Source organism: Azospirillum largimobile (genome assembly GCF_977007025.2).
Genome location: NZ_CDRMUA020000001.1, coordinates 2,704,183 through 2,725,739 on the forward strand (window position 1 = coordinate 2,704,183; position 21,557 = coordinate 2,725,739).

The following is a 21,557-nucleotide window of genomic DNA, read 5'->3' on the forward strand; positions in this document are numbered from 1 at the left end:
CCAAAGCCTGCGGCCGGGATCGAACCGGACGAGGTTTCCACAACAGAAGGTTCAAAAAGCGCGCGTTTCCACACGCTGATAAAAAAATAAGTGGGCAAAAGCCCACCCGCAAAGCGTCTCGCCGGCCCGGTTGCCCGGGCCGCCGATCCGTATGGGTTCTCAGAGGGTGAATATAGTCATTCCGCCCGATGCCGCAAGCCTTTTCGGGCCTGATCGGCTTTGCCGGTCGGATTCTCAAGCGGAACGGGTATGCGTCAACGTCGCGGGCGACGGACGAACCGCATGAAGACCGGCTTGCGGCCGGCGGCGATGGCCTTTTCCTCGTACCGGGTCGCCGGCCAGTCGTCGGGCCGGACGCGCCAGTCCGACGGGCGGCGCGCCGTCCATTCGAAATCGGGATGCTTCACCGTGTGTTCAAGCATCCAGCGCACCAGACCCATGTCGTCGCTGGCCAGGCGCAGCTCCGCGCCGTCCTTCAGCACGCGGGCCAGCCGCGGCAGGTTCTCCGGTCCGATGAAGCGGCGGTCTGCATGACGCTTCTTGGGCCAGGGATCGGCGAACAGCACGAAGGCGCGGCCGATGGAGGCGTCGGGCAGGGCGTCCAGCAGCGGCCGGGCGTCGTCGGGCTGGATACGCACATTGCTCAACCCGCCGTCCTCGACCATGCCCAGCAGGCCGGCGATGCCGTTGATGAAGGGTTCGGCGCCGATGAAGCCGACATCCGGATTGTGCTCGGCCTGCCAGGCGAGGTGATGGCCCATGCCGAACCCGACCTCCAGCCAGACCTCCCGCTTGGGCGTGTCGAACAGCCCGGCGGGATCCAGGCTGTCGCCGGGCTTCGGCAGCGCGATCTGAAGCTGCGGCAGCAGTGTGTCGATCAGCTCCGTCCGGCGTTTGCGCAACGGCCGGCCCTTGCGGCGCCCGAACAGGCGGTTGGAGCTTTCGGAAAGGGAACCGGAGGTGCTGTCGTCGGTCATGTCGGAACGCTGCATGGAAATGAGGAAAGCGCAAAAGAAAGCAGGGGCCGTTTCCAGCCCCTGCCGTCTTTTCCGCATCGGCTGCGGATACTATGCCGCGAAGGCGCCTTAGAGGAAGGCGTTCCGCAGGTCGCCGACCAGATCGGTCTTCTCCCACGAGAAGCCGCCGTCGACCTCCGGCTCGCGGCCGAAATGGCCGTAGGCGGCGGTGCGGGCGTAGATCGGTTTGTTCAGGCCCAGATGCGTGCGGATGCCGCGCGGGGACAGGTCCACCAGCTGCTGCAGGATGTCGGACAGACGGTCCTCGTCGACGTTGCCGGTGCCGTGGGTGTCGACATAGACCGACAGCGGCTTCGACACGCCGATGGCGTAGGAGACCTGGATCGTGCACTTCTCCGCCAGTTCCGCCGCGACGACGTTCTTGGCGAGATAGCGGGCGGCATAGGCGGCCGAACGGTCGACCTTCGTCGGGTCCTTGCCGGAGAAAGCGCCGCCGCCGTGCGGGGCCGCGCCGCCGTAGGTGTCGACGATGATCTTGCGGCCGGTCAGGCCGGCGTCACCGTCCGGGCCGCCGATGACGAAACGGCCGGTCGGGTTGACGTACAGGTTCTTGTCGTCGCACATCCAGCCTTCCGGCAGGCAGTTGACGATGTGCGGCATGACGATCTCGCGCACGGCGTCCTGGTCCAGCCCCTCGGCATGCTGGGTCGACAGCACGATGGCGGTGGCGCGGGTCGGGCGGCCATCGATGTACTGCAGGGTGACCTGGCTCTTGGCGTCCGGGCCCAGCTGCGGGGCGGCGCCGGAATGGCGCGCCTCGGCCAGCGACTTCAGGATGGCGTGGCTGTAATAGATCGGCGCCGGCATCAGGGCCGGGGTCTCGCGGCAGGCATAGCCGAACATGATGCCCTGGTCGCCGGCACCCTCGTCCTTGTTGCCGGCGGCGTCGACGCCGACCGCGATGTCGGCGGACTGGGAGTGGACGAAGCACTTGACGTCCATCTTCTCCCAATGGAAGCCGTCCTGCTCGTAACCGATGTCCTTCACCGCGGCGCGGGCGACCTCGACCAGCTGGTCGGCCTTGATGCTGTCGGGGCCGCGGACTTCGCCGGCCAGAACGACCTGGTTGGTGGTCGCGAGCGTCTCGACGGCCACGCGGGCCTGCGGGTCGTGCGAAAGATAAAGATCGACGATGGCGTCGGAAATGCGGTCGCAGACCTTGTCGGGATGACCTTCCGACACGGACTCGCTGGTGAAGACGTAGTTGAGCTTTGCCACGGGAAACCTCGGCATTCGGCGGCACGCTATTTCATGAGCCGAAACGGCAGACCGGTACAGCGGCCGCAGACACCGGTCCAAAACCGGTTTTGACAAGGAATTCACCCGCGGTCAAGAAGACTACCGGCGGTAAGGGATCGGACCAATCAGCGCACACGCCACACGAAGGGGGAGCGCGGGCGCGCCGCGCCATCCCCTTTCGGTGGGTATCACATGCCGCACATCAACCGGCAGGAGTTACTCCGCCGCTTCCGCCACGGCTGCGCTGGCGACCGCTTTCGTCAACTCGAACAGGCGCTTGCGCACCGACGGGTCGCTGATCTTGTAATAGGCGCGGACCAGTTCCAGCGTCTCGCGCTTGGCCATCGGATCGGGCTCGTAGGCGGCGGCGGCCCGCTCGTCCGAAGCGCCCGCCTCATCGTCGTCCTCGACACGGGCGGCGGCGGCATCGGCCGGCATGTCGTCGAAGAAGAAGGAGACCGGCACGTCGAGCACGCGGCTGAGATCGAACAGACGCGATGCGCCGATGCGGTTGGCGCCGCGTTCGTACTTCTGCACCTGCTGGAAGGTCAGGCCGATCGCCTCGCCCAGCTTTTCCTGGCTCATGCCGAGAAGCGTACGGCGGAGACGGACGCGGGATCCGACATGGACATCGATGGGATTCGGCTTTCCGGTCTTCGGACGGCCCGCACCCGCACGGCGCCCGCGCGGCGCCCCAGTTTCAGTCTGCATCTCGTTTATCCCTGTAACGGTTGTGCAACCTAGTTACGACATATCCACGTATGCAGTCAAGTCCGCTCCGGTCAACCCGGTTGCACGAAATTGTTCTGCCTGTGACGGGCCTATTGCCCGTAATGCTGTGTCACCGGTGATATCGCGAGGCCAAGGCCGCCAGAAAACAGCCCAGAAGCCCTATGCCGAAAATCCAGTCGCCCATGCGGGCATAGGCTGTGACGCCGGATGGCGCTTTCGGCAGCGTGGTATCGATGAAGCCTCGTTCACCCAGACCGAGCAATTGTCGCACACGTCCGTAGGCGTCCACCACCCCGGATATTCCCGTATTCGCCACCCGGATCAGCGGCAGCCCTTCCTCCACCGCGCGGACCTGGTTGATGGCGAAATGCTGGTGAGGTCCGGCGGTGCGGCCGTACCAGGCGTCGTTGGTCAGGTTCAGCAGCCATTGCGGCCGGTCGGCGGCGTCGACCACGGCACCGGGGAAGATGCTCTCGTAGCAGATCAGCGGGCTGAAGGGCGGCAGGCCGGCGGCACTGCCCGCAAGATGCAGGGTGCGCGGTCCCGGCCCGGAGGAGAACTCCGCCCCGTTACCGGCAATGGCGCCGACCGGCAGCCACTGCCGCAACGGCATGTACTCGCCGAAGGGGACGAGGTGGAACTTGTCGTAGCTGGCGACCGCCGCGCCGCTGCCGTCCACCGCCACCATGCCGTTGTAGTAGCGCCGCTCGCCGTCCTCGCCGACGGTGGTGCGGGGCGCTCCGGTGATCAGCAGCCCGCCGCGCGGGGTGACGGATGCCATCGCCTGACGCACGCGCGCGTCGTCCTCGATGAAGAAGGGGACGGCGGTCTCCGGCCAGATGACGACGTTGGGCGGCGGCGCGGCGGGATCGGCCGGCGGGGCGGCCGACAGGGCGAGGTGGCTCTGGAAATTCTGCACCCGTTCGCCGGGCGCCCATTTCAGCCGCTGGTCGATGGCCGCCTGGACCAGCCGCAGCCGCAAGTCCGGAACCGGTTCGTCGGCCGCACCGGCCAGCCTCCAGGTTCCCCAGCCGCCGAGCACGGCCAGCAGCGCCAACCCGGCGGCGACGCCGGCCCAGGCGCGGCGCGGCGCGGTGTCGCGGTCGGGCAGGGCGGCCGGCAGCGAGGCGACCAGCACCGTCACCAGCGTCAAGCCATAGATGCCGAAGAGCGAGACGCTCTGCAGCACCGGCAGCACCCCGACCCAGCCATAGCCGATCAGGTTCCACGGGAAACCGGTGAAGACATGGCCGCGCAGCCATTCCCACAGGCACCAGCAGGCGGCGAACAGCAGCGGCCGCGCCAGCCCGGCGCCGAAGCCACGGCGGCGCAGCAGGTGGAAGCACAGGGTGGCGCCGCCGCTGAACATCGCCAGCAGGATCGGCAGGCCGACCGCCGACAGCGGCAAGGCCCACCAGAAGCGTTCGATGTCGGTGAACAGCGCAGCGCTGATCCAGTAGAGTCCCAGCAGGTGATGGCCGAAGCCGAAGAACCAGCCGACCGCGAAGGCGCCCTTCTTCGTCCCGACGCCGTCCAGCAACCAGATCAATCCGGGAAACGCCACCAACAGTACCGGCAGAAGACCGGCCGGCGGCAGCGCCAGCGTGGCGAGCCCGCCCAGCACCGTCGCGGCGGCCATCCGGCGCCATCCGGTCAGCGCGGACAGCCGCGCGGAGACGCGGCCCAGCCGGGCCGGGACGGGCAGGGTGTCGGTGGCGGTCAAGGCTGAAACTCCGGCAGCGGCAAGGGGAGGCGCGGCCATAGGTAATGCCGCCTTGCGGGAGCGCCAAGGTTCTTGTGGGCGTGGCTGGGTTGTGGAAGTGGCGACGGGGCGGATCGTGCTCCTCCCCGTTCTTCAGGCCATCTTCTGTTACGCCGTCTCCGCCAGCTCCGAACTGTTGGCCGGGACGTTGTGGACGCGCAGGCGCTTCAGGCGGCGGGAGTCGGCATCGACGATCTCGAACTCCAGGCCCGAGGGGTGGACCAGCCGCTCGCCCAGGCCGGGCACGCGGCCGGCGATGGAGACGACCAGACCGCCGAGCGTGTCGATGTCCTCGCGCTCCTCCTCCGTCAGCACAGGGCCGACGCGGTCCTCGAAATCCTCGATGGGCAGGCGGGCGTCGGCGATCAGGCTGCCGTCGGGACGTTCGACCAGTCGCGGCGCCGTGGCCTCGTCATGCTCGTCCTCGATCTCGCCGACGATCTCCTCCACCAGATCCTCGATGGTGACGAGGCCATCGATGCCGCCGAACTCGTCCACCACCAGCGCCATGTGCTGGCGGGTCTGGCGCATCTGCACCAGCAGGTCGAGCACATGCATGGAGGGGGCGACGATCTTCGCCTCGCGGATGATGCCGGTCAGGTCCGGCCTGTGGCGCAGGCCCTCCGGTGAGATCGCCTGCTTCGCCAGCAGGGTCAGCACATCCTTGATGTGGATGATGCCGACCACGTCGTCCAACGTCTCGCGGAACACCGGCAGGCGGGAATGGCCTTCCTCGGCGACGCGCTGGACCAGGGTGGGGAAGGGCGTGTCGATCTCGACCGCGATGATGTCGGCGCGCGGCACCATCACGTCGGCGACGGTGCGGTCGCGCAGCTTCAGGATGTTGGTCAGCAGCGCACGCTCGCCGGATCCCAGCGAATCCTCGCCGTCCTCGCTGGCGGCATCGTCCAGGCCTGCGATCAGTTCCTCGATCGTGCCGCGCAGGGAGGTATCCTCGCGGCCGCCCCAGACGGTGCGGAGCCACCCCTTGAACAGGTGGCCCAGGGAATGGTCTTCGGCCCCGTGGTCATCACGGGGCGTGCGACTGTCGGATATTTCGCTCATCGGTCCGGCGGTTGGTGGTTGGCGGCATAGGGGTCGGCGATTCCGAAGCTGGCGAGCAACCGGGTTTCCAGCGCTTCCATCTCCTCGGCTTCGTCGTCCGTCTCGTGATCATAGCCCAGCAGATGCAGAACACCATGCATCACAAGGTGAGTCATGTGGTCTTTGAAGTTTTTCCGCTGTTCGGAGGCTTCGCGGGCGACCGTTTCATAGGCCAGGATGACGTCGCCCAGCATGACGGGCATGCCGTCTTGCGCTTCCGGCTCTTCCGCTTCGGTCAGGGCGAAGGACAGCACGTTGGTCGGCTTGTCCTTGCCGCGATACTCACGGTTCAGCCTGTGGACCAGCGCGTCGTCGGCCAGGACGACCGACAGCTCGGCCGGTCCTTCCTCGTCGTCATAGGCGGCGCCCAGGGCGGCGAGCGCCGCGCGCTCGGCCAGCCACTCGGCATCCTCGGCCCAGTCGCCGGCTTCACGTGAAACAGTGATATCGACCGCGCTGGTCATTCCGGATCTCCAACGATACCGGCCTCGCGGTCGATCGTTTCGGGCGCGGAACCGGTACGGCGGGCCTGCTTGCGCGCCGCCTCGCGGACATCGGCCTGATCGTAGGCGCGGATGATGCGGGCCACCATCGGGTGGCGGACGACGTCGGCATCGGTGAAGCGGACGAAGCGCACCCCTTCAACCCCGCGCAGGATGTCCAGCGCGTCGCGCAGGCCCGACCGGGTGCCCGTCGGCAGGTCGATCTGCGAGATGTCGCCGGTGACGACCATCCGCCCGCCTTCGCCGAGACGGGTCAGGAACATCTTCATCTGCATGGGCGTGGTGTTCTGCGCCTCGTCCAAGATGACGAAGGCGTTGCCCAGCGTCCGGCCGCGCATGAAAGCCAGCGGCGCGATTTCGATCTCGCCGGATTCCAGCCGCTTCTTCACCTGTTCCGCCGGCAGCATGTCGTGCAGCGCGTCGTAGAGCGGACGCAGGTAAGGATCGACCTTCTCCTTCAGGTCGCCGGGCAGGAAGCCCAGCCGCTCGCCTGCCTCGACCGCCGGGCGCGACAGCACGATGCGGTCGACTTGGCCGGTGGTCAGCAGCGCCACCGCCTGCGCCACCGCCAGATAGGTCTTGCCGGTGCCGGCCGGACCGAGCCCGAAGACCAGCTCGCTCTCGGCCAATGCCTGCAGATAGGCGGCCTGGGTGGGCGAACGCGGGGTGATCGGACCGCGCCGGCGGGTGCGCAGCGCGATCTCGGCACGGGTGATGGTCGCCTGCTGGCCGGGGGCGCGCGGCTCCTCGCCCGCCGACACGCCGGCAAACCCGGGATCGGCGGTCGCCATGCGGACGGCGCCGTCGACCTCGCCGCTGTCGATGGTCTGGCCGCGGGTCAGCCGCTGGTACAGACCGTTCAGCGCCGCCTGCGCCGTCTCGGCGGCGTCGGGCGGGCCGGAGATGGTCAAGGTGTTGCCGCGGGAAATCAGCGACACGCCCAGAAGGGATTCGATGCGGGCGAGGTGGCGGTCATGCTCCCCGTACAGCATCGGCAGCAGCCGGTTGTCATCGAATTGAACGTCGATACGCCGTTCGGGCAGACCGTTCAAGCGCTTGCCTCCAAGGTTACGGCTGGCTGGAAGGGAGAGGCGGTGATGTACTCACCGGTCGTGGTTTCGGTAGTGATGACGGTGCCGGCGAGGCTGTTGGCGAGCGCGGCATCGACCCGCACCTCGACGATGCGGCCGAGCAGCCGTTCGTTCGCCTCGGCATGGACCGACTGCATCCACGGGCTGCGGCCCAGCAGCTGGCCGTCGCGGCGGCCGATCCGGTCGAACAGCACCGGGACGCTGCGCCCGACGAAGCTGTGGTTGAAGGCGACCTGCTGGGCGTTCAGCAGCTGATGCAGCGCCGCCAGCCGGGATTCCTTCACCTCTTCCGGCACCTGGGATCCCTCGACCGAGGCCGGGGTGCCGGGGCGCGGGCTATATTTGAAGGAGTAGGCCTGGGCATAGCCGATCTCGGTGACCAGCTTCAGCGTCGCGGCGAAATCGGCGTCGCTCTCGCCGGGGAAGCCGACGATGAAGTCGCCGGACATCGCCAGATCGGGCTTGGCCGCGCGCAGCCGGTCGACCAGACGGCGGTAGTCGTCGGCGGTGTGCTTGCGGTTCATCGCCGCCAGGATGCGATCGGACCCCGCCTGCACCGGCAGATGCAGGTAGGGCATCAGTTGCGGCACTTCGGCATGGGCGCGGATCAGGTCGTCGGCCATGTCGCGGGGGTGCGAGGTGGTGTAGCGGATGCGCTCCAGCCCGTCGATCTCCGCCAGTTCGCGGACCAGCCGGCCGAGGCCCCAGGTGGCGCCGTCCGGCCCGTCGCCGTGCCAGGCGTTGACGTTCTGGCCCAGCAGGTTGATCTCGCGCGTGCCGCCGGAGACGAGCCGTCTTGCTTCCGCAACGATCTGGGCGGCCGGGCGGGAGAACTCCGCGCCGCGGGTGTAGGGCACCACGCAGAAGGTGCAGAACTTGTCGCAGCCCTCCTGCACCGCCAGGAAGGCGGACACTCCCTGGCTGCCGGCTTCCTCCGGCAGGAAGTCGAACTTGGATTCAGCCGGGAAATCGGTGTTCAGCACGCTGCCGGCGGCGCGGCTGGCCTTCGCCACCATCTCCGGCAGGGTGTGGTAGGTCTGCGGGCCGAAGACCATGTCGACGAAGGGGGCGCGGGCGACGATCTCCTCGCCTTCGGCCTGGGCGACGCAGCCGGCGACCGCCAGGATCATCCGGCCGTCCTCGGCTTCCGCCTTGCGGTCCTTCATCTGGCGCAGGCGGCCAAGCTCGGAAAAGACCTTCTCGGCCGCCTTCTCGCGGATGTGGCAGGTGTTCAGGATCACCATGTCGGCGCCGTCCGGCTCATCGACCGGTTGGTAGCCCAGCGGTGCCAGGACGTCCGCCATCCGGGCGGAGTCGTACACGTTCATCTGGCAGCCCCAGGTCTTGATGAACAGCTTCTTGGTCAACCCGCACCCTTCCGCTCAGAACAAAAACGAATAGCGCGCTCACGGTGCTGCGTGGCGCGCGGCGCGCCGTCCGTCCGGCGTCGCTCCTGAAAAGATGGTATCGCGTGTGGGGCGAATCGAGTCAATCCCGCTTCACCCCACCCCTATTTGCAAACAGGGCGTTTCCACAATCCGAACCAAGGGCCCGAATGTTCACGCCGCCCCGGCCTGCAGCCCGCCGCGCCAGAACCAGTCGGTCCGCCGCACGCGATCAGTCCAGATTCGCTCCGCCGCCGTCCGGTTGAACAGGGCGCTGAAAGGGACGGGGGTGTCTCCCGTCTGGATGCCGGCCGGCATGTCGAGGGCCTGCACCAGCACCGGAGTGGCGCCGATGGCGGAGTCCTGTGCATCGGCCGGTTCCGGCTTGCCGATCATGCCGGCGGCACCCGACAGCGCGCCCTCGACCAGTTCCAGTCCCAGCAGCCGGTTCATGTCGACCGGACCCGGCATCTCCATGCCAAGCGTCAGGGCGCGGGAGAAGCCGAACCGCTCGTAATAGGGGGCATCGCCGACCAGGATCACCGACTTGTGGCCCAGCGCCACCGCCTTGTTCAGGCTCATCCGGATCAGCTTGCTGCCGAGCCCGCTGCCCTGCAGGTGGGCGGCGACCGCGATGGGGCCGAGCAGGATGGATTGGGTGGCGCCGCCGACCAGGATCGGCCAGTAGCGGATGGTGCCCACCACCACCTCGCGCCCATGCTCGTCATGCTCGATGGCGACGAGGTTCAGGGCGGGGATGGAGTCGACGCCGTCGCGCAGCCGGTAGGCGGTCTTGGTGAAGCGGTCCGGGCCGAACGACGCGTCCAGCAGGGCTTCGATGGCGGCGGCGTGCTTCGGCTCTTCGACGGTGATGATCATGCGTGGGGCTCCCGGCGGGAAGAAGGTCTTCTCAGAAGGCTTCTGAAGGGCGGATCGCGCCGCCGCCGGAAGGCCGGGGGTGTCAGGTCCCCGTTGTGCCTTTGGCGTTCGCACGCGACCCAAGGACGGCCGCAACCGCAATGCGCGGTGCGAGGCTCCGTCGTCGGATGCGAAGGGCGTGCGAACGAGACATGGACAAGGCTCTTCGGCCGTTGCTGGGACTTGCGCATATATCATCGTCGCCCCCCTGTCGCAAGACCGTGGAGACCCGGCGATGATGCATGACTGTATCCATCACAGTGCGGGCACGGTGCGGGCCGGGGACAGGGATGTCGGAGGATTGTCCGGCCGGGTTCTGGACAGTGGGGAAGGGCGACTTTATTCTGCGCTGAACCGCCGCCCAGCCACCCGGACTCCCCAGCCGCCGGCCCTTTCTCGGCCGGCGCCGTCTTCGGATCGTCTGCCAGGATCGCCAGACATGTACACCGCCGTCACCAACGACATCCGCGTCACCGTCCAGCCCGTGTTCCTGGAAGACCAGTCGGCCCCGGCCGAGGGCCGCTTCGTCTGGGCCTATCATGTCCGCATCGAGAACGAGGGCAGCGAGACGGTGCAGCTGCGCACCCGCCACTGGCGCATCACCGACGCCATGGGCCGCGTGCAGGAGGTGCGGGGGCCCGGTGTGGTCGGCGAGCAGCCGGTCCTGGAGCCGGGCGACCATTTCGAATACACCAGCGGCACGCCGCTCGGCACGCCGTCCGGCATCATGGCCGGCACCTACGGCATGGAAGGGGCGGATGGCCGCGCCTTCGACGTGACGATCCCGGCCTTCTCGCTCGACAGCCCTCACCAGCCGATGCAGCTGAACTGATCCGGGCAAGGGGGATCAGGCAGGGCTGATTGAGCAAGGCCGATCCTGGAAATCAAAAGCAGGCAAATAATACAATAGAATGCGTGTGGATTTAGAGGCTTTCAACACTTGGCTTTGACAAGCCGCATGGCTGCCCGTACCTTGCATCCTGCTTGAAGGCCATAGGACCCGTCCCATCTTGGGGCTTCCGAAGGGCACAGGCGACCGAAGCGGGGCAGGTGCGGCCACTCCGTTCGCAGAATGGGTCCTTTCGTCCTGTCAGCCATCCGGTTGATCCGCCGAGGCTCAGGTTCCGTATCGAGCTAGACATGATGGGCGCGTTGCGCGATCCCGGCCCCGGCTGTCGCCGCCGGTCTGCGCAAGTGCGCTACCCAGTAACGGAAAGGATGTTCCCGTGACGGCTTCCAAGACCCCGCTCGCCAAGCCCCAGGGCGTGGACAACGTGCTTCGCGGCCCCGGCCGTCCCCTGCCGGAGGCGGTCGCCCGTCCGTCGCGCGCGGAAGCGGAGGAAGCCGTGCGGACCCTGATCCGCTGGGCCGGCGACGATCCGGCGCGCGAGGGTCTGGTCGGCACGCCCGACCGCGTCGTCCGCTCCTACGAGGAGTTCTTCGCCGGCTACGGCATCGATCCGGTGGAAATCCTGTCGCGCACCTTCGAGGAGACGGACGGCTACGACGAGATGGTCGTGCTGCGCGACATCCGGGTGGAGTCCTATTGCGAGCACCACATGGTGCCGATCATCGGCAAGGCGCATGTCGCCTATCTGCCGCGCCGCCGCGTCGTCGGCATCTCCAAGCTGGCCCGCCTGGTCGAGGCTTATGGCAAGCGCCTGCAGATCCAGGAGAAGATGACGGCCCAGATCGCCAACACCATCGACGAGGTCCTTCAGCCCGAAGGCGTCGCCGTGGTGGTCGAGGCGCAGCACCAGTGCATGACGACCCGCGGCGTGCACAAGACCGGCGTAACCATGGTGACCAGCCGCATGCTGGGCGCCTTCCGCACCGATCCCTCCACCCGCCGCGAATTCCTGACGATGATCGGCAACCCGACCTCGCGCGGGATGGAGTGAGTTCCAGAGGCCTTTACACCCATAACGCCGCCTGCCAAGCTCCCGCCGCTATCTGTCAGTGAGCGGTGCTGTATACGGGGTGTTGGGCATGGCGGCGAAGGTGACACCGGCGGTCAATGCGGCGAAGGCGGCGGGTGTCGCCTTCCGGCTGATGGAGTACGAGTACGACCCGTCGGCCGACGCCATCGGCCTGCATGCCGCCGAATCGCTCGGGCTCGACCCCGCCATCGTCTACAAGACCCTGATCGTCCAGCTGGAGCCCAAGGCGCTGGCCTGCGCCGTCATTCCGGTGGCGGCCAAGCTGGATTTGAAGGCCATCGCCACTGCGGCCAAGGCGAAGAAGGCCGACCTTGCCGACCCGGCGCTGGCGGAAAAGACCACGGGCTTCCTGGTCGGCGGCATCAGCCCGCTGGGCCAGAAGAAGGCGCTGCCGACCTTCATCGACGCGAGCGCCGAAGCGCTGCCGGAAATGGTGGTGAATGGCGGCAGGCGCGGCCTGCAGATCGTGCTGGCCCCCGCCGATCTGGCGAAGGCGACGAAGGCGACGGTCTGCGCCATCGTCGCGCATTGATCGCCGCGCACTCAAACCGGAGTGACTGAAACCGGAATGGCGGTGGTGACCCCGGCAGGACTCGAACCTGCTGCCTCAAGTTTAGGAAACTCGCGCTCTATCCTGATGAGCTACGGGGCCACTTGCGCCGCACCTTAACGGTTTCGTTGCCAAGGTGAAAGTGGCTTTTGGGGGAAGAGCCGGGTCACGGCGTCAGTCGGAATAGCGCTCCTCCAGCCACGGGTCGGCGTGGTTGTTGTAGCCGCGGACCTCCCAATAGCCTTTGCGGTCGCCGGCCAGCAGCTCGATCCGCTTCACCCACTTCGCACTCTTCCAGAAATACAGCTTGGGCAGCACGATGCGCACCGGCCCGCCATGGTCGCGGCTGATCGGCTGGCCTTCCCAGGTCGTGGCGAGCAGCACGCCGTCGTCGTCGAAGTCGGACAGGGCGACATTGGTGGTGTAGCCGTCGAAGGAATGGAAGACGACGAAGCGCGCCTCCGGCTTGGGCCGTGCCAGTTCCAGCAGGCGGCGGGCGCTGACACCCTCCCACCGGTTGTCGTAGCGCGACCAGGTGGTGACGCAGTGAATGTCGGAGACGAAACTCTCCTGCGGCTGGGCCTGGAAATCCTCCCACGTCCAGGACAGCGGGTTCTCCACCAGCCCGTCGACCGCGAGCGTCCAGTTGGCCGTGGTCACCTTGGGCGTGATGCCGAGGTCAAGCACCGGCCAGTCCGTGACCAGCCGCTGGCCGGGCGGCAGCCGGTCGCGCGCAGGATCGGCGGCATGGCCGGTCAGCGCACGGCCGTCGCGGGCCCATTGCTCCTTGGCGGCGACCAGCTTGTCGCGGACGGCACCCTCCTGTTCGACCTCCCGGTCCGGTTCCAATCCGGTGCTGATGTCCGGTTTGGGGGGTGTATCGCTCATGGCTCGTCCTCTTCCACGTGTTCGGTTTGTCCAGCATGGGTCCCGCTTAAAAAAGGAACAGACAGTCGGGTTGGCAAGCGGAAGCGGGAGAACTAACTTCCCGAAACCCGGCATATTGGAGCCACAGTTCCACGCCAGGGTGCCGGCCGGCCGTGTCCCGCTGCCGTTCTCTGCCGCCCATATCCGAGACCACCCGAGTGATTTGCCGATGATCCGGTTCGCAGCGCCCGCCGCATCTCCCTTCGCACGCGCTTGGCGTCTATTCCTGTCACGTGGCCTCGCCGTTCTGCTGCTTGCTTCCCTGCTTTCCGGAGCGGGGACGGCCGCGCTGGCGGCTTCCCCCGTGCCCGGCGCTGCACCCACCGCTCCGGCACCCGCCGCGCCCGCCGCCGCGGCCCCGGTTGTGGTGGACGAGGCGACCGTGCAGCAGTTGGAGGCGCTGGTCGGCACGCTGGAGAACCAGGACGCCCGGTCCCAGCTGGTCACGCAGCTGCGCAACCTGATCACCGCCCAGCGCGGGCTGGCCCAGGCCAAGGAGGCGGAGGGCGAATCGGCGCTGCCGCAGACCATCGGCGCCCGGGCGCTGGCCTTCCTGGCGGCGCGGATGGACGTGGTCAGCCGCCAGCTGGTGCAGGTCGCCAACGTCTTCGCCGACCTGCCGGGCGCCCTGTCCTGGGTGCAGCGGCAGGTGCAGGACGACATGGCGCGTGAGCGCTGGGTGCAGATCGCCATCCAGCTGGCGATGATCCTCGGACTCGGCGCCGTGGCTGCGCGCGGCATCGCCTGGCTGCTCGCCCGGCCGCGCAATGCGCTGGCCTCCCGCCATGTCGGCTCCGCCCTGCTGCGCATCCCCATGCTGCTCGGCCGTGCCGTGCTGGAACTGGCGCCGATCGTCGGCTTCATCGTCGTCGCCTACACCATCCTGTCGGTGACCGAACCGGCGCCGCGCGTGCGGCTGGTGGCGCTGGCGGTGGTGAACGCCACGGTCATCACCCAGGCGCTGCTGATCCTGGTGCGGATGACCTTCGCTCCCGACGCTCCCAACCTGCGGATCGTCCAGACCAGCGACGCCGGGGCGCGCCGCTGTTACGTCTGGTCGCGCCGCCTGATCGCGGTCGCCGTCTATGGGTATTTCCTGGCGGAGGGCGCCTATGTGCTCGGCCTGCCGCTGGGTGCCTACGGCGCGCTGCTGAAGCTGCTGGGCGTGGTGCTCGCCGCCATGACGATCGTCCTGATCCTGCAGAACCGCGTTGCCGTGGCCGACTGGATGCGCGGCAACCCGCTGTCGGGCGACGGCGACCCGCTGGCCACCGCCCGGCGCGAGGCGGAAGGGCAGGGGGCGGTCCTGCGCACCGCGCGCCGCCGCTTCGCCGAGATCTGGCACGTCCTTGCCATCCTCTATGTCGTGGTGACGCTGGGCGTCTGGGTGCTGAACGTCTATGGCGGCTTCGAGTATCTCTCCCGCGGCACCGTGGTGACGGTGGTGGCGGTGGTGGTGGCCCGGCTGCTGGTGGGCGGTCTGAACCGGGCGCTACGCCGCGGCCTGACCATGAACCGCGATCTGGCCGGCAACCTGCCGCAGTTGCACACCCGCGCCTTCCACTATCTCCCCATCGTCCAGCGCATCGGCAAGATCATCATCTGGCTGGTGGCGCTGGGCGTTGCGCTGAACGGCTGGGGCGTCGACACGCTGGGGCTGGTCGAATCCGCCGCCGGCCGCCGCATCGTCGGCAGCACCATCTCCATCGGCCTGCTGCTGGCCGGCGCCATCGTCGCCTGGGAGGTGGTGAGCGCGCTGATCGAGCATCTGCTGCGCGCCACCGACAAGAACGGCACCCGGATCGAACGCAGCGCCCGCATGCGCACGCTGCTGCCGCTGCTGCGCAACGCCTTCCTGATCCTGCTGGTGACGATGGTGTCGCTGATCACCCTGTCGGAACTGGGCGTGAACATCGCGCCGCTGCTGGCCGGTGCCGGTGTCGTCGGTCTGGCCATCGGTTTCGGATCGCAGACGCTGGTCAAGGACATCATCACCGGCCTGTTCATCCTGTTCGAGGACACGGTGTCGGTCGGCGACGTGGTCGATGTCGGCGGCGGCCATTCCGGCACGGTGGAGGCGATCTCGATCCGCTCCATCCGCCTGCGCGACGGCGCCGGCGCCGTCCACTCCGTGCCCTTCAGCGCCGTGACCACCGTGAAGAACATGAGCAAGGACTTCTCGGTCACGCTGTTCACCGTCACGGTGTCCAACCGCGAGGATCCCGACCGCATCATCTCCGTGCTGAAGGAGACGGGTGCCGAGGTGCAGGCCCAGCCGCAGTTCGCCGCCGACATCCTGAACCCGCTGGAGGTGCTGGGCGTCGACAAGCTGTCCGATACCGGCATCAACATCCTGGCCCAGTTCAAGACCCGCCCGACCCGCCAGTGGGGGGTGAGCCGCGAGTTCAACCGCCTGCTGAAGAAGAAGTTCGACGAGCTTGGCATCGCCATGCCGACCCAGTCGATGCAGCTGGTCGTCGGCCAGAACCCGCACGACCGCGCGCTGGCGGAGGCGCTCAGCCAGGGGTCGTGAGGGGCAAGGCTCCGACTGCATGGAGAGGAAAGCGCCCGGCTCTGCCGGGCGTTTTCATTGCCGTCTTCGCCGTGGTGCCATCCTTACTCCGCCGGTGTCGGCGGGCAGGGCGGGCGGCGCCAGCTGCGCAGTGCGTCGTCCAGCGCGCGGGCGAAGCTGGACCGCTCGGCCGGCGACAGGAAGCTGCCGACGCCTACCGATTGGCCGTGCGAACTCAGCGTGACCTGACCGGCCGGACCGCGGCTGTCGTGGTCGGCGCGCTCGTTGTGGGTGATCCGCAGCCAATAGGGATGGAAGGACCAGCGCCGCTCCGGCGCCTTCCAGTGAACCCGCTGCACCGTCAGGGACGTTTCGGTCAGCCGCACCCGCTCGTACTGGCGGGCGGAGCGGTAGCTGACGCGGAAGGCCAGCCACAGGGCAAGCACGTCCAGCCCGCAGAAGGGAACCACCGGCCAGGCGCCGTTGGCGATGAAGATGCCGGCGACGACCAGATTCAGCAGGATCACCACCGCCATCAGCGTCCGGTAGCCGTTGCGGCCCAGGCTGCGGTGGGGGTGGAGGATGGCGTCGAAGAACACGCGCACGGGACCGCTGCCGGCGTGATCCCCCTGGGGAGCGTCGCCGGCCTGACCGTCCGGCCGGCCGTGGGGCTGGTCGCCGGGCCGGGAGTCGGAGATGTCGATGGGCATGGCGGCAATATTAGACGACCGGCGCGCTGCTGAAAACCGCCCGTTGAAAAGCGATCCGCCGATCAAGTGCCGATTAAGTATTGGAACGGCGGGGTTATGCCGCTTTCGACACCATCGGCACCACGCCGCCGTGCAGCACCCAGGCCATGGCGCTGTCCATCTTGGCGAAATCGCCAGCCGGCATCCCGTCGGCGGAAGCCTCCTCAAGCGCATCTGCGGTGTCGCCTGCCGCCTGAACGAAGATCCGTGCCTGATCGTCGGTGCCGGCGGCGATCATCGCATCGGCCATCACCGAGGCCCAATGCCAGTCGGTCATCACCACCGCACAGCGCAGCTGGCCGCAGCGCCGAGCCAGCGTCATCAGGGCGACGACGATCTCGGGCCGGAAGTCGTCGATTTCGAAACGGTCGAACTCGATCAGGCTGCTCCACGGCGTGCCGCGGCTGCCCAGGTTGGCGCACTGCACCTCCACCTGGCGGGCGACGGCATCGCGCTGGTCGATCGACAGCGGACCCTGCAACCGGACGTGCAGTCCCCAGTCCCTGACTTCCACAAGATAAGAAGCGGTCATATCCATATACCCTTATCCTGACCGCGCAATACAACCAGGAAGATCCATGGTTCAAGCACAGGCGTTCGGCCGGTGTCTTGCCGACCAGCAAATCATACGCCACCACCGGATCCGGGGAGAAGCGCCATTCCTGCGACGAATTCTGTTGGATTGGCGTGATTTCTCTCCATTTCTGTCGCAATCTGCGATGCAGCGCTGCAGTTTGGGTCGGTTCGCCGCATTCCGGCACCTGCTTCCCCGGCGCTGGCGCAACCCCGGCCGTTGCGGCTATGGTGGCTGCCATGAAGCCCGCCGCCGTCCAGGAATTCTTCCGCCGCCTGTCCGCCGCCAACCCGGAACCCCGGAGCGAGCTGGAATACGTCAATCCCTACACGCTGCTGGTCGCCGTCGTCCTGTCGGCCCAGGCGACCGATGTCGGCGTGAACAAGGCCACCGGCCCGCTGTTCAAGATCGTCACCACGCCCGAACGGATGGTGGCGTTGGGCGAGGAAGGGCTGCGCAACTACATCAAGACGATCGGCCTGTTCAACACCAAGGCGAAGAACGTCATCCGCCTGTCGGAATTGCTGATCGAACGCCATGGCGGCGAGGTGCCGCGCGACCGCGAGGCGCTGGAACAGCTTCCCGGCGTCGGTCGCAAGACCGCCAACGTGGTCCTGAACGTCGCCTTCGGCGAGGAGACGATCGCCGTCGACACCCACATCTTCCGCGTCGGCAACCGCACCGGGCTCGCACCCGGCAAGACGCCGGACGCGGTGGAGGCCAAGCTGCTGAAGGCGGTGCCGAAGCTCTACCGCCGCCATGCCCACCATTGGCTGATCCTGCACGGCCGCTATGTCTGCAAGGCCCGCAAGCCCGACTGCCCGATCTGCCCCGTGGCCGACCTCTGCGCCTTCAAGGACAAGGTCATCGCCTGACCCGTGCCCCATAATGAAGTCGAGGCACGAAAAAGCCCGGCATGGCGGGAGCCAGCCGGGCTTTTTTGCGTCTGGAGCGGTTCAGACCGCTTCGGCCGTCGGGGCCTGCTCGACCGGCGCCGGGGCCGTGATGGCGGCCGGCTTGGTGCCCGCTCCGTAGATCTGGATGTCGCCGATCAGCTGGCCGCCGGCATCGACCGCCAGCTCGCCGAAGCGGATCGACCCGGTGATCTTGCCGGTGGAGCGCACGGTCAGACGGCCGCGGACGGCGATGTCACCCTCGAACCGGCCGGCGATGTCTGCCTCCTCGATGTCGACCGAGCCCCTGAACAGGCCGGACTCCGCGATCTCGACCAGACGGCCCTCGCGCAGCTTGGCCTCCACCGTGCCCTCGACCACCAGCACGTCGCAGGACCCGATCTCGCCGGTCAGGGAGATGTCGCGGCCGACGGTCAGGCGGCGCTGCTCCGGCATGGCCGGGGCGACCGGGGCGGGCGGAACCGGAGCGGCGGCGACCGGGGCCGCCGGGGTGCCGACGGGCATCGACGGCTGGCGCGGGGCCGAGCCCGGCATGTCGACGACGCGGCGCGGCACATCGGTCTTGAAACCGGCGCCGGGCACGGACGGCGCGGTCGGGGGCTTGGGAATGCTGTTCATGTCGGGTCCCTTCGAGGCGGAAGGCATATCGGGATAAGCCGGTGCGGCGTGCTGCGCATCGGCCAGCGCGTGGGCCATGCTGGGTGCGGCGGCGCCGGCCGCGACGGCGGATGTCGGGTCGCCGCCCTGCATCTGTCCGGGCATGTGCCCAGGGATTTGGCCGGGAACCGGATTGTTCAGCGAGGCGAGCGGCGACGAGACGGCGCCGGCCTCGCCCGGTGCGTACGGACGGGCACCCGGCTGCGGTGGGGCGGGGCTGTCGGCCTTGGGAGCGGCGGGCGGAGTCTTTCGTCCGAACAGCATGAGCGGTTCCCCCAATCTGGACTACGGGTGGCGGGATGGGCCGGAGGGCTGGAGGCCCGGTGCCGGAAGGGCGCCGCCGGGCAGGCGACGGTGTGCGGCCGTGCCGCCTAGCGGCGTATCACGGTCGTCCGGCCCGCCGCAAGGGGAGCCGACATGGACTGTAGGACATGAACCATGAAGGCGCTGGCGACGACCGGGACCAGCAAATTGACGAAGGGGATTGTCGAAAGAAAGGCGATGGCGACCCCGGCCAAAAAAGGTTTCAGCGGCCGGGCCCGCCGCAGCATCCGCGCCGACGTCCGGTCCAGCCGCCGGTGGGCGACCATCTCGAAATACTCCCGCCCGATCAGATAGCCGTTGACGGTGTAGAAGACGATCAGGTTCAGGCCCGGCGCGAAGATGTAGATCGGCAACGCCACCAAGTTGATCGCCAGAACCAGGATCAGGAAGCGCAGCGCCGTCGCCAGCTCCTCCAGCCAGCCGGCCTGGCGCGGGGCGGGCAGGGCCGGATAGTGGCGCGCCTCCACCCGTTCGACCACCTCGTCCAGGAAGAAGCTCGACACCATGCCGACGGTGGCCGGGAACAGCAGCCACGCCACCACCAGCACCCCCAGCCCGCCCAGCAGGTCGATGATGGTGTCGAGCCAGACATAGCCGCTGAGCGGCGTCACCGACAGTGCCCACCACGTTCCGCCGGCCAGCAGCGCATAGGCGAGCGCCGAGACGAACATGCCGGTCCACACCACCCGGCGCACGCGGGGATCGGTCAGCTGGGAGAAGGCGAGCAGAAGGGCGCGGATCATCGGCGGTCCGTGAGGCGGTGGGGGAAGGGCGCGCGGCCGCCCGCATATCTACGGTGGGCGAGCCCCGGGTTCCAGTCCCCCATTCCGTCACCCCCGTCACGCCAAGGGGCTGAACACCAGCGCTGCGTTGGTCCCGCCGAAGCCGAAGCTGTTGGACAGGACATGACGGATACGCCGCTCCTTCGGCCGCAGCGGCACGAGGTCCAGGTCGCAGCCCTCCGACGGCGCGTCCAGGTTGATGGTGGGCGGGGCCACCTGGTCGCGCAGGGCCAGGATGGCGAAGATCGCCTCCACGGCACCCGCCGCCCCCAGCAGATGGCCGGTCGCCGATTTGGTCGAGGACATGGAAAGGCCGGCCGCCGCCGGACCGAACAGGCGCTTGACCGCCGCGATCTCCACCGGGTCGCCGGCCGGGGTGGAGGTGGCGTGGGCGTTGACGTAATCGACCTCCTCCGGCGCCAGCCCGGCCCGCTTCAGCGCGGCGCGCATGGCGCGGAAGGCGCCGTTGCCGTCCTCCGCCGGGGAGGTGATGTGGTAGGCGTCGCCCGACAGGCCGTAGCCGGTGACCTCGGCATAGATCCTGGCTCCGCGCCGTCGGGCATGCTCCAGCTCCTCCAGCACCAGCACGCCGGCTCCTTCACCCATCACGAAGCCGTCGCGGTCGCGGTCCCAGGGGCGGGACGCCCGGGCCGGGTCGTCGTTGAAGCCCGTGGACATGGCGCGGGCGGCGCAGAAGCCCGCCAGACCGAGCCGGCAGAGCGCCGCCTCGCTGCCGCCGGCCAGCATGACGTCGGCGTCGTCCATGGCGATCAGCCGGGCCGCGTCGCCGATGGCGTGCGCCCCCGTCGCGCAGGCGGTCACGACCGCGTGGTTCGGCCCGCGGAAGCCGTAGCGGATCGACACGTGGCCCGATGCGAGGTTGATCAGCATCGACGGCACGAAGAAGGGCGAGATGCGGCGCGGCCCCTTCTCGTGCAGGGTCAGCGCCGTCTCGGCCAGCCCCGGCAGGCCGCCGATGCCGGAGCCGATCAGCACGCCGGTGCGCTCCTGCGCCTCCACGTCCGCCGGGCGCCAGCCGGCATCGGACACCGCCTCTTCCGCGGCGGCGAGCGCCAGCAGGATGAAGCGGTCCATCTTGCGCTGGTCCTTCGGCGGAACCACCGCATCCGCATCGAAGACGGCATCCGGGGCCGCATCGCCGCTTTCCGGCACCTGGCCGGCGATGCGGCAGGGCAGGTCGGCGACATCGATCCCGGTTATCGCCCGTATGCCGCTCCGCCCGTCCAGAACGGCGCGCCAACTCGGCAGCACGCCGGCACCGAGCGGTGTGACCGCCCCCAGACCGGTGACCACGACTCGTCTCATTGCGTTTCGTCCTTTGCAGGGATCGTCAATTCCGGACGCAGCCGCTCCGGCCGGACCGCTTCGCCGCTGTTCCGGTCGACCAGCACCGGGTCGACGGGCTGCCCTGTCTCGCTGTCGACCAGCCGGAACGCCCCGCCGGGCAGCAGCCAACGGCTGCCCCAGTCGGCCATGGCGACCAGCACCGGCAGGAAATCCCGTCCCTTGTCGGTCAGATGATAGCCGTGGCGCAGCGGACGTTCCTGGTAGGGCCGCTTCTCCAGCAGCCCGGCCTCGACCAGGGCCTGCAGGCGGCGGGTCAGCATGTTGGTGGCAAGCCCGATGCTGCGCTGGAACTCGTCGAAGCGTGTCAGGCCGCGCATCGCGTCGCGCAGGATCAGCAGAGACCACCATTCCCCGACCTCGTCGAGGCCACGGGCGATGGGGCAGGGGACATCGGTCAGCCGGGTGCGTCGCATGGCGGCGACAGTGGCATAGTCACTTTCATCATGCAAGCTACTGCCGGCACGGGCGCAACAGGGAAACATCGGGAGT

The 21,557-nt window shown here is 68.2% G+C and carries 21 protein-coding genes and 1 tRNA gene; 5 read left to right on the plus strand and 17 right to left on the minus strand.

Translation table 11 applies throughout. From position 1 onward, the window contains the following. Positions 1-254: 254 nt before the first annotated feature. From trmB to ACWPKK_RS12850, 9 genes are all read right to left on the minus strand, one after another. A complete protein-coding gene (trmB, locus tag ACWPKK_RS12810; protein ID WP_324867255.1) occupies positions 255-977 on the minus strand; it encodes a tRNA (guanine(46)-N(7))-methyltransferase TrmB in 723 nt (240 codons plus the stop codon). Between the two features lie 108 nt (positions 978-1,085). Then, on the minus strand, positions 1,086-2,255 hold the full coding sequence (metK, locus tag ACWPKK_RS12815) for a methionine adenosyltransferase (protein ID WP_324867257.1): 1,170 nt from the start codon (positions 2,253-2,255) through the stop codon (positions 1,086-1,088). 237 nt (positions 2,256-2,492) lie between these two features. After that, on the minus strand, positions 2,493-2,987 hold the full coding sequence (locus tag ACWPKK_RS12820; protein ID WP_324867259.1) for a helix-turn-helix domain-containing protein: 495 nt from the start codon (positions 2,985-2,987) through the stop codon (positions 2,493-2,495). A gap of 130 nt (positions 2,988-3,117) precedes the next feature. Then, positions 3,118-4,731 (minus strand): apolipoprotein N-acyltransferase, encoded by a 1,614-nt coding sequence (gene lnt / locus ACWPKK_RS12825; RefSeq protein WP_452004445.1) that lies wholly within the window; start codon positions 4,729-4,731, stop codon positions 3,118-3,120. A 147-nt stretch (positions 4,732-4,878) separates the two neighbouring features. Then, complete coding sequence (locus ACWPKK_RS12830; RefSeq protein WP_452004447.1) at positions 4,879-5,835, minus strand: hemolysin family protein; 957 nt, start codon at positions 5,833-5,835, stop codon at positions 4,879-4,881. Further along, positions 5,832-6,338 (minus strand): rRNA maturation RNase YbeY, encoded by a 507-nt coding sequence (ybeY, locus tag ACWPKK_RS12835; RefSeq protein WP_014249225.1) that lies wholly within the window; start codon positions 6,336-6,338, stop codon positions 5,832-5,834. Before ybeY ends, ACWPKK_RS12830 begins: the two co-directional genes overlap by 4 nt. Then, positions 6,335-7,369, minus strand: a complete 1,035-nt coding sequence (locus tag ACWPKK_RS12840) for a PhoH family protein (protein WP_452004785.1) — start codon at positions 7,367-7,369, stop codon at positions 6,335-6,337. Before ACWPKK_RS12840 ends, ybeY begins: the two co-directional genes overlap by 4 nt. 56 nt (positions 7,370-7,425) lie before the next feature. Then, positions 7,426-8,835, minus strand: a complete 1,410-nt coding sequence (gene miaB, locus ACWPKK_RS12845; RefSeq protein WP_452004450.1) for a tRNA (N6-isopentenyl adenosine(37)-C2)-methylthiotransferase MiaB — start codon at positions 8,833-8,835, stop codon at positions 7,426-7,428. Between the two features lie 192 nt (positions 8,836-9,027). Then, entirely contained in the window at positions 9,028-9,732 is a 705-nt protein-coding gene (locus ACWPKK_RS12850; protein WP_452004452.1) for a GNAT family N-acetyltransferase, read from the minus strand. A gap of 478 nt (positions 9,733-10,210) precedes the next feature. Here ACWPKK_RS12850 and apaG point away from each other — a divergent pair, with 478 nt between their 5' ends. From apaG to ybaK, 3 genes are all read left to right on the plus strand, one after another. Next, positions 10,211-10,603 (plus strand): Co2+/Mg2+ efflux protein ApaG, encoded by a 393-nt coding sequence (gene apaG / locus ACWPKK_RS12855; RefSeq protein ID WP_149223700.1) that lies wholly within the window; start codon positions 10,211-10,213, stop codon positions 10,601-10,603. 442 nt (positions 10,604-11,045) lie between these two features. Continuing rightward, entirely contained in the window at positions 11,046-11,672 is a 627-nt protein-coding gene (folE, locus tag ACWPKK_RS12860) for a GTP cyclohydrolase I FolE (RefSeq protein WP_414637109.1), read from the plus strand. 88 nt (positions 11,673-11,760) lie between these two features. After that, positions 11,761-12,243, plus strand: coding sequence for a Cys-tRNA(Pro) deacylase (ybaK, locus tag ACWPKK_RS12865; RefSeq protein ID WP_324867273.1), 483 nt, complete (start codon positions 11,761-11,763; stop codon positions 12,241-12,243). 43 nt (positions 12,244-12,286) lie between these two features. Here ybaK and ACWPKK_RS12870 read toward each other — a convergent pair. Together ACWPKK_RS12870 and ACWPKK_RS12875 are read right to left on the minus strand one after the other, a co-directional pair. Further along, a tRNA-Arg gene (locus ACWPKK_RS12870) sits at positions 12,287-12,363 on the minus strand. Positions 12,364-12,435: 72 nt separating this feature from the next. Beyond that, positions 12,436-13,149 carry a sulfite oxidase-like oxidoreductase gene (locus ACWPKK_RS12875; RefSeq protein ID WP_452004455.1) on the minus strand — a complete coding sequence of 238 codons (714 nt, stop codon included), beginning with the start codon at positions 13,147-13,149 and terminating at the stop codon, positions 12,436-12,438. 343 nt (positions 13,150-13,492) lie between these two features. Between ACWPKK_RS12875 and ACWPKK_RS12880 the strand changes: the two genes are divergently transcribed. Continuing rightward, positions 13,493-15,721, plus strand: coding sequence for a mechanosensitive ion channel domain-containing protein (locus ACWPKK_RS12880; RefSeq protein ID WP_452004458.1), 2,229 nt, complete (start codon positions 13,493-13,495; stop codon positions 15,719-15,721). Positions 15,722-15,804: 83 nt separating this feature from the next. Here ACWPKK_RS12880 and ACWPKK_RS12885 read toward each other — a convergent pair whose 3' ends face one another. Then, entirely contained in the window at positions 15,805-16,410 is a 606-nt protein-coding gene (locus tag ACWPKK_RS12885; protein ID WP_452004460.1) for a DUF2244 domain-containing protein, read from the minus strand. A 94-nt stretch (positions 16,411-16,504) separates the two neighbouring features. Further along, positions 16,505-16,987: a hypothetical protein gene (locus ACWPKK_RS12890; protein WP_452004462.1), complete on the minus strand. Its 483-nt coding sequence runs from the start codon at positions 16,985-16,987 to the stop codon at positions 16,505-16,507. A 275-nt stretch (positions 16,988-17,262) separates the two neighbouring features. On the opposite strand from ACWPKK_RS12890, the gene nth reads away from it, so the two are divergent. After that, complete coding sequence (nth, locus tag ACWPKK_RS12895; protein ID WP_452004465.1) at positions 17,263-17,898, plus strand: endonuclease III; 636 nt, start codon at positions 17,263-17,265, stop codon at positions 17,896-17,898. A gap of 81 nt (positions 17,899-17,979) precedes the next feature. Here the strand turns inward: nth and ACWPKK_RS12900 are convergent, their stop codons facing one another. From ACWPKK_RS12900 to ACWPKK_RS12915, 4 genes are all read right to left on the minus strand, one after another. Next, complete coding sequence (locus tag ACWPKK_RS12900; protein ID WP_452004468.1) at positions 17,980-18,858, minus strand: polymer-forming cytoskeletal protein; 879 nt, start codon at positions 18,856-18,858, stop codon at positions 17,980-17,982. A 107-nt stretch (positions 18,859-18,965) separates the two neighbouring features. Continuing rightward, positions 18,966-19,661, minus strand: coding sequence for an EI24 domain-containing protein (locus tag ACWPKK_RS12905; protein WP_324867286.1), 696 nt, complete (start codon positions 19,659-19,661; stop codon positions 18,966-18,968). 96 nt (positions 19,662-19,757) lie between these two features. Further along, positions 19,758-21,026: a beta-ketoacyl-ACP synthase II gene (fabF, locus tag ACWPKK_RS12910; protein WP_452004472.1), complete on the minus strand. Its 1,269-nt coding sequence runs from the start codon at positions 21,024-21,026 to the stop codon at positions 19,758-19,760. Beyond that, positions 21,023-21,481 carry a winged helix-turn-helix transcriptional regulator gene (locus ACWPKK_RS12915; RefSeq protein WP_324867290.1) on the minus strand — a complete coding sequence of 153 codons (459 nt, stop codon included), beginning with the start codon at positions 21,479-21,481 and terminating at the stop codon, positions 21,023-21,025. Before ACWPKK_RS12915 ends, fabF begins: the two co-directional genes overlap by 4 nt. Between the last annotated feature and the right edge of the window lie 76 nt (positions 21,482-21,557).

Coding starts and splice junctions, on each gene's coding strand:
- ACWPKK_RS12850 (WP_452004452.1), bottom strand. CDS start 9,732: ATGATCATCACCGTCGAAGAGCCGAAGCACGCCGCCGCCATCGAAGCC.
- apaG (WP_149223700.1), top strand. CDS start 10,211: ATGTACACCGCCGTCACCAACGACATCCGCGTCACCGTCCAGCCCGTG.
- ACWPKK_RS12905 (WP_324867286.1), bottom strand. CDS start 19,661: ATGATCCGCGCCCTTCTGCTCGCCTTCTCCCAGCTGACCGATCCCCGC.
- ACWPKK_RS12830 (WP_452004447.1), bottom strand. CDS start 5,835: ATGAGCGAAATATCCGACAGTCGCACGCCCCGTGATGACCACGGGGCC.
- ACWPKK_RS12875 (WP_452004455.1), bottom strand. CDS start 13,149: ATGAGCGATACACCCCCCAAACCGGACATCAGCACCGGATTGGAACCG.
- ACWPKK_RS12820 (WP_324867259.1), bottom strand. CDS start 2,987: ATGCAGACTGAAACTGGGGCGCCGCGCGGGCGCCGTGCGGGTGCGGGC.
- ACWPKK_RS12915 (WP_324867290.1), bottom strand. CDS start 21,481: ATGCGACGCACCCGGCTGACCGATGTCCCCTGCCCCATCGCCCGTGGC.
- ACWPKK_RS12840 (WP_452004785.1), bottom strand. CDS start 7,369: ATGCTGTACGGGGAGCATGACCGCCACCTCGCCCGCATCGAATCCCTT.
- fabF (WP_452004472.1), bottom strand. CDS start 21,026: ATGAGACGAGTCGTGGTCACCGGTCTGGGGGCGGTCACACCGCTCGGT.
- ACWPKK_RS12900 (WP_452004468.1), bottom strand. CDS start 18,858: ATGCTGTTCGGACGAAAGACTCCGCCCGCCGCTCCCAAGGCCGACAGC.
- ybeY (WP_014249225.1), bottom strand. CDS start 6,338: ATGACCAGCGCGGTCGATATCACTGTTTCACGTGAAGCCGGCGACTGG.
- ACWPKK_RS12890 (WP_452004462.1), bottom strand. CDS start 16,987: ATGGATATGACCGCTTCTTATCTTGTGGAAGTCAGGGACTGGGGACTG.
- ACWPKK_RS12885 (WP_452004460.1), bottom strand. CDS start 16,410: ATGCCCATCGACATCTCCGACTCCCGGCCCGGCGACCAGCCCCACGGC.
- nth (WP_452004465.1), top strand. CDS start 17,263: ATGAAGCCCGCCGCCGTCCAGGAATTCTTCCGCCGCCTGTCCGCCGCC.
- ybaK (WP_324867273.1), top strand. CDS start 11,761: ATGGCGGCGAAGGTGACACCGGCGGTCAATGCGGCGAAGGCGGCGGGT.
- trmB (WP_324867255.1), bottom strand. CDS start 977: ATGACCGACGACAGCACCTCCGGTTCCCTTTCCGAAAGCTCCAACCGC.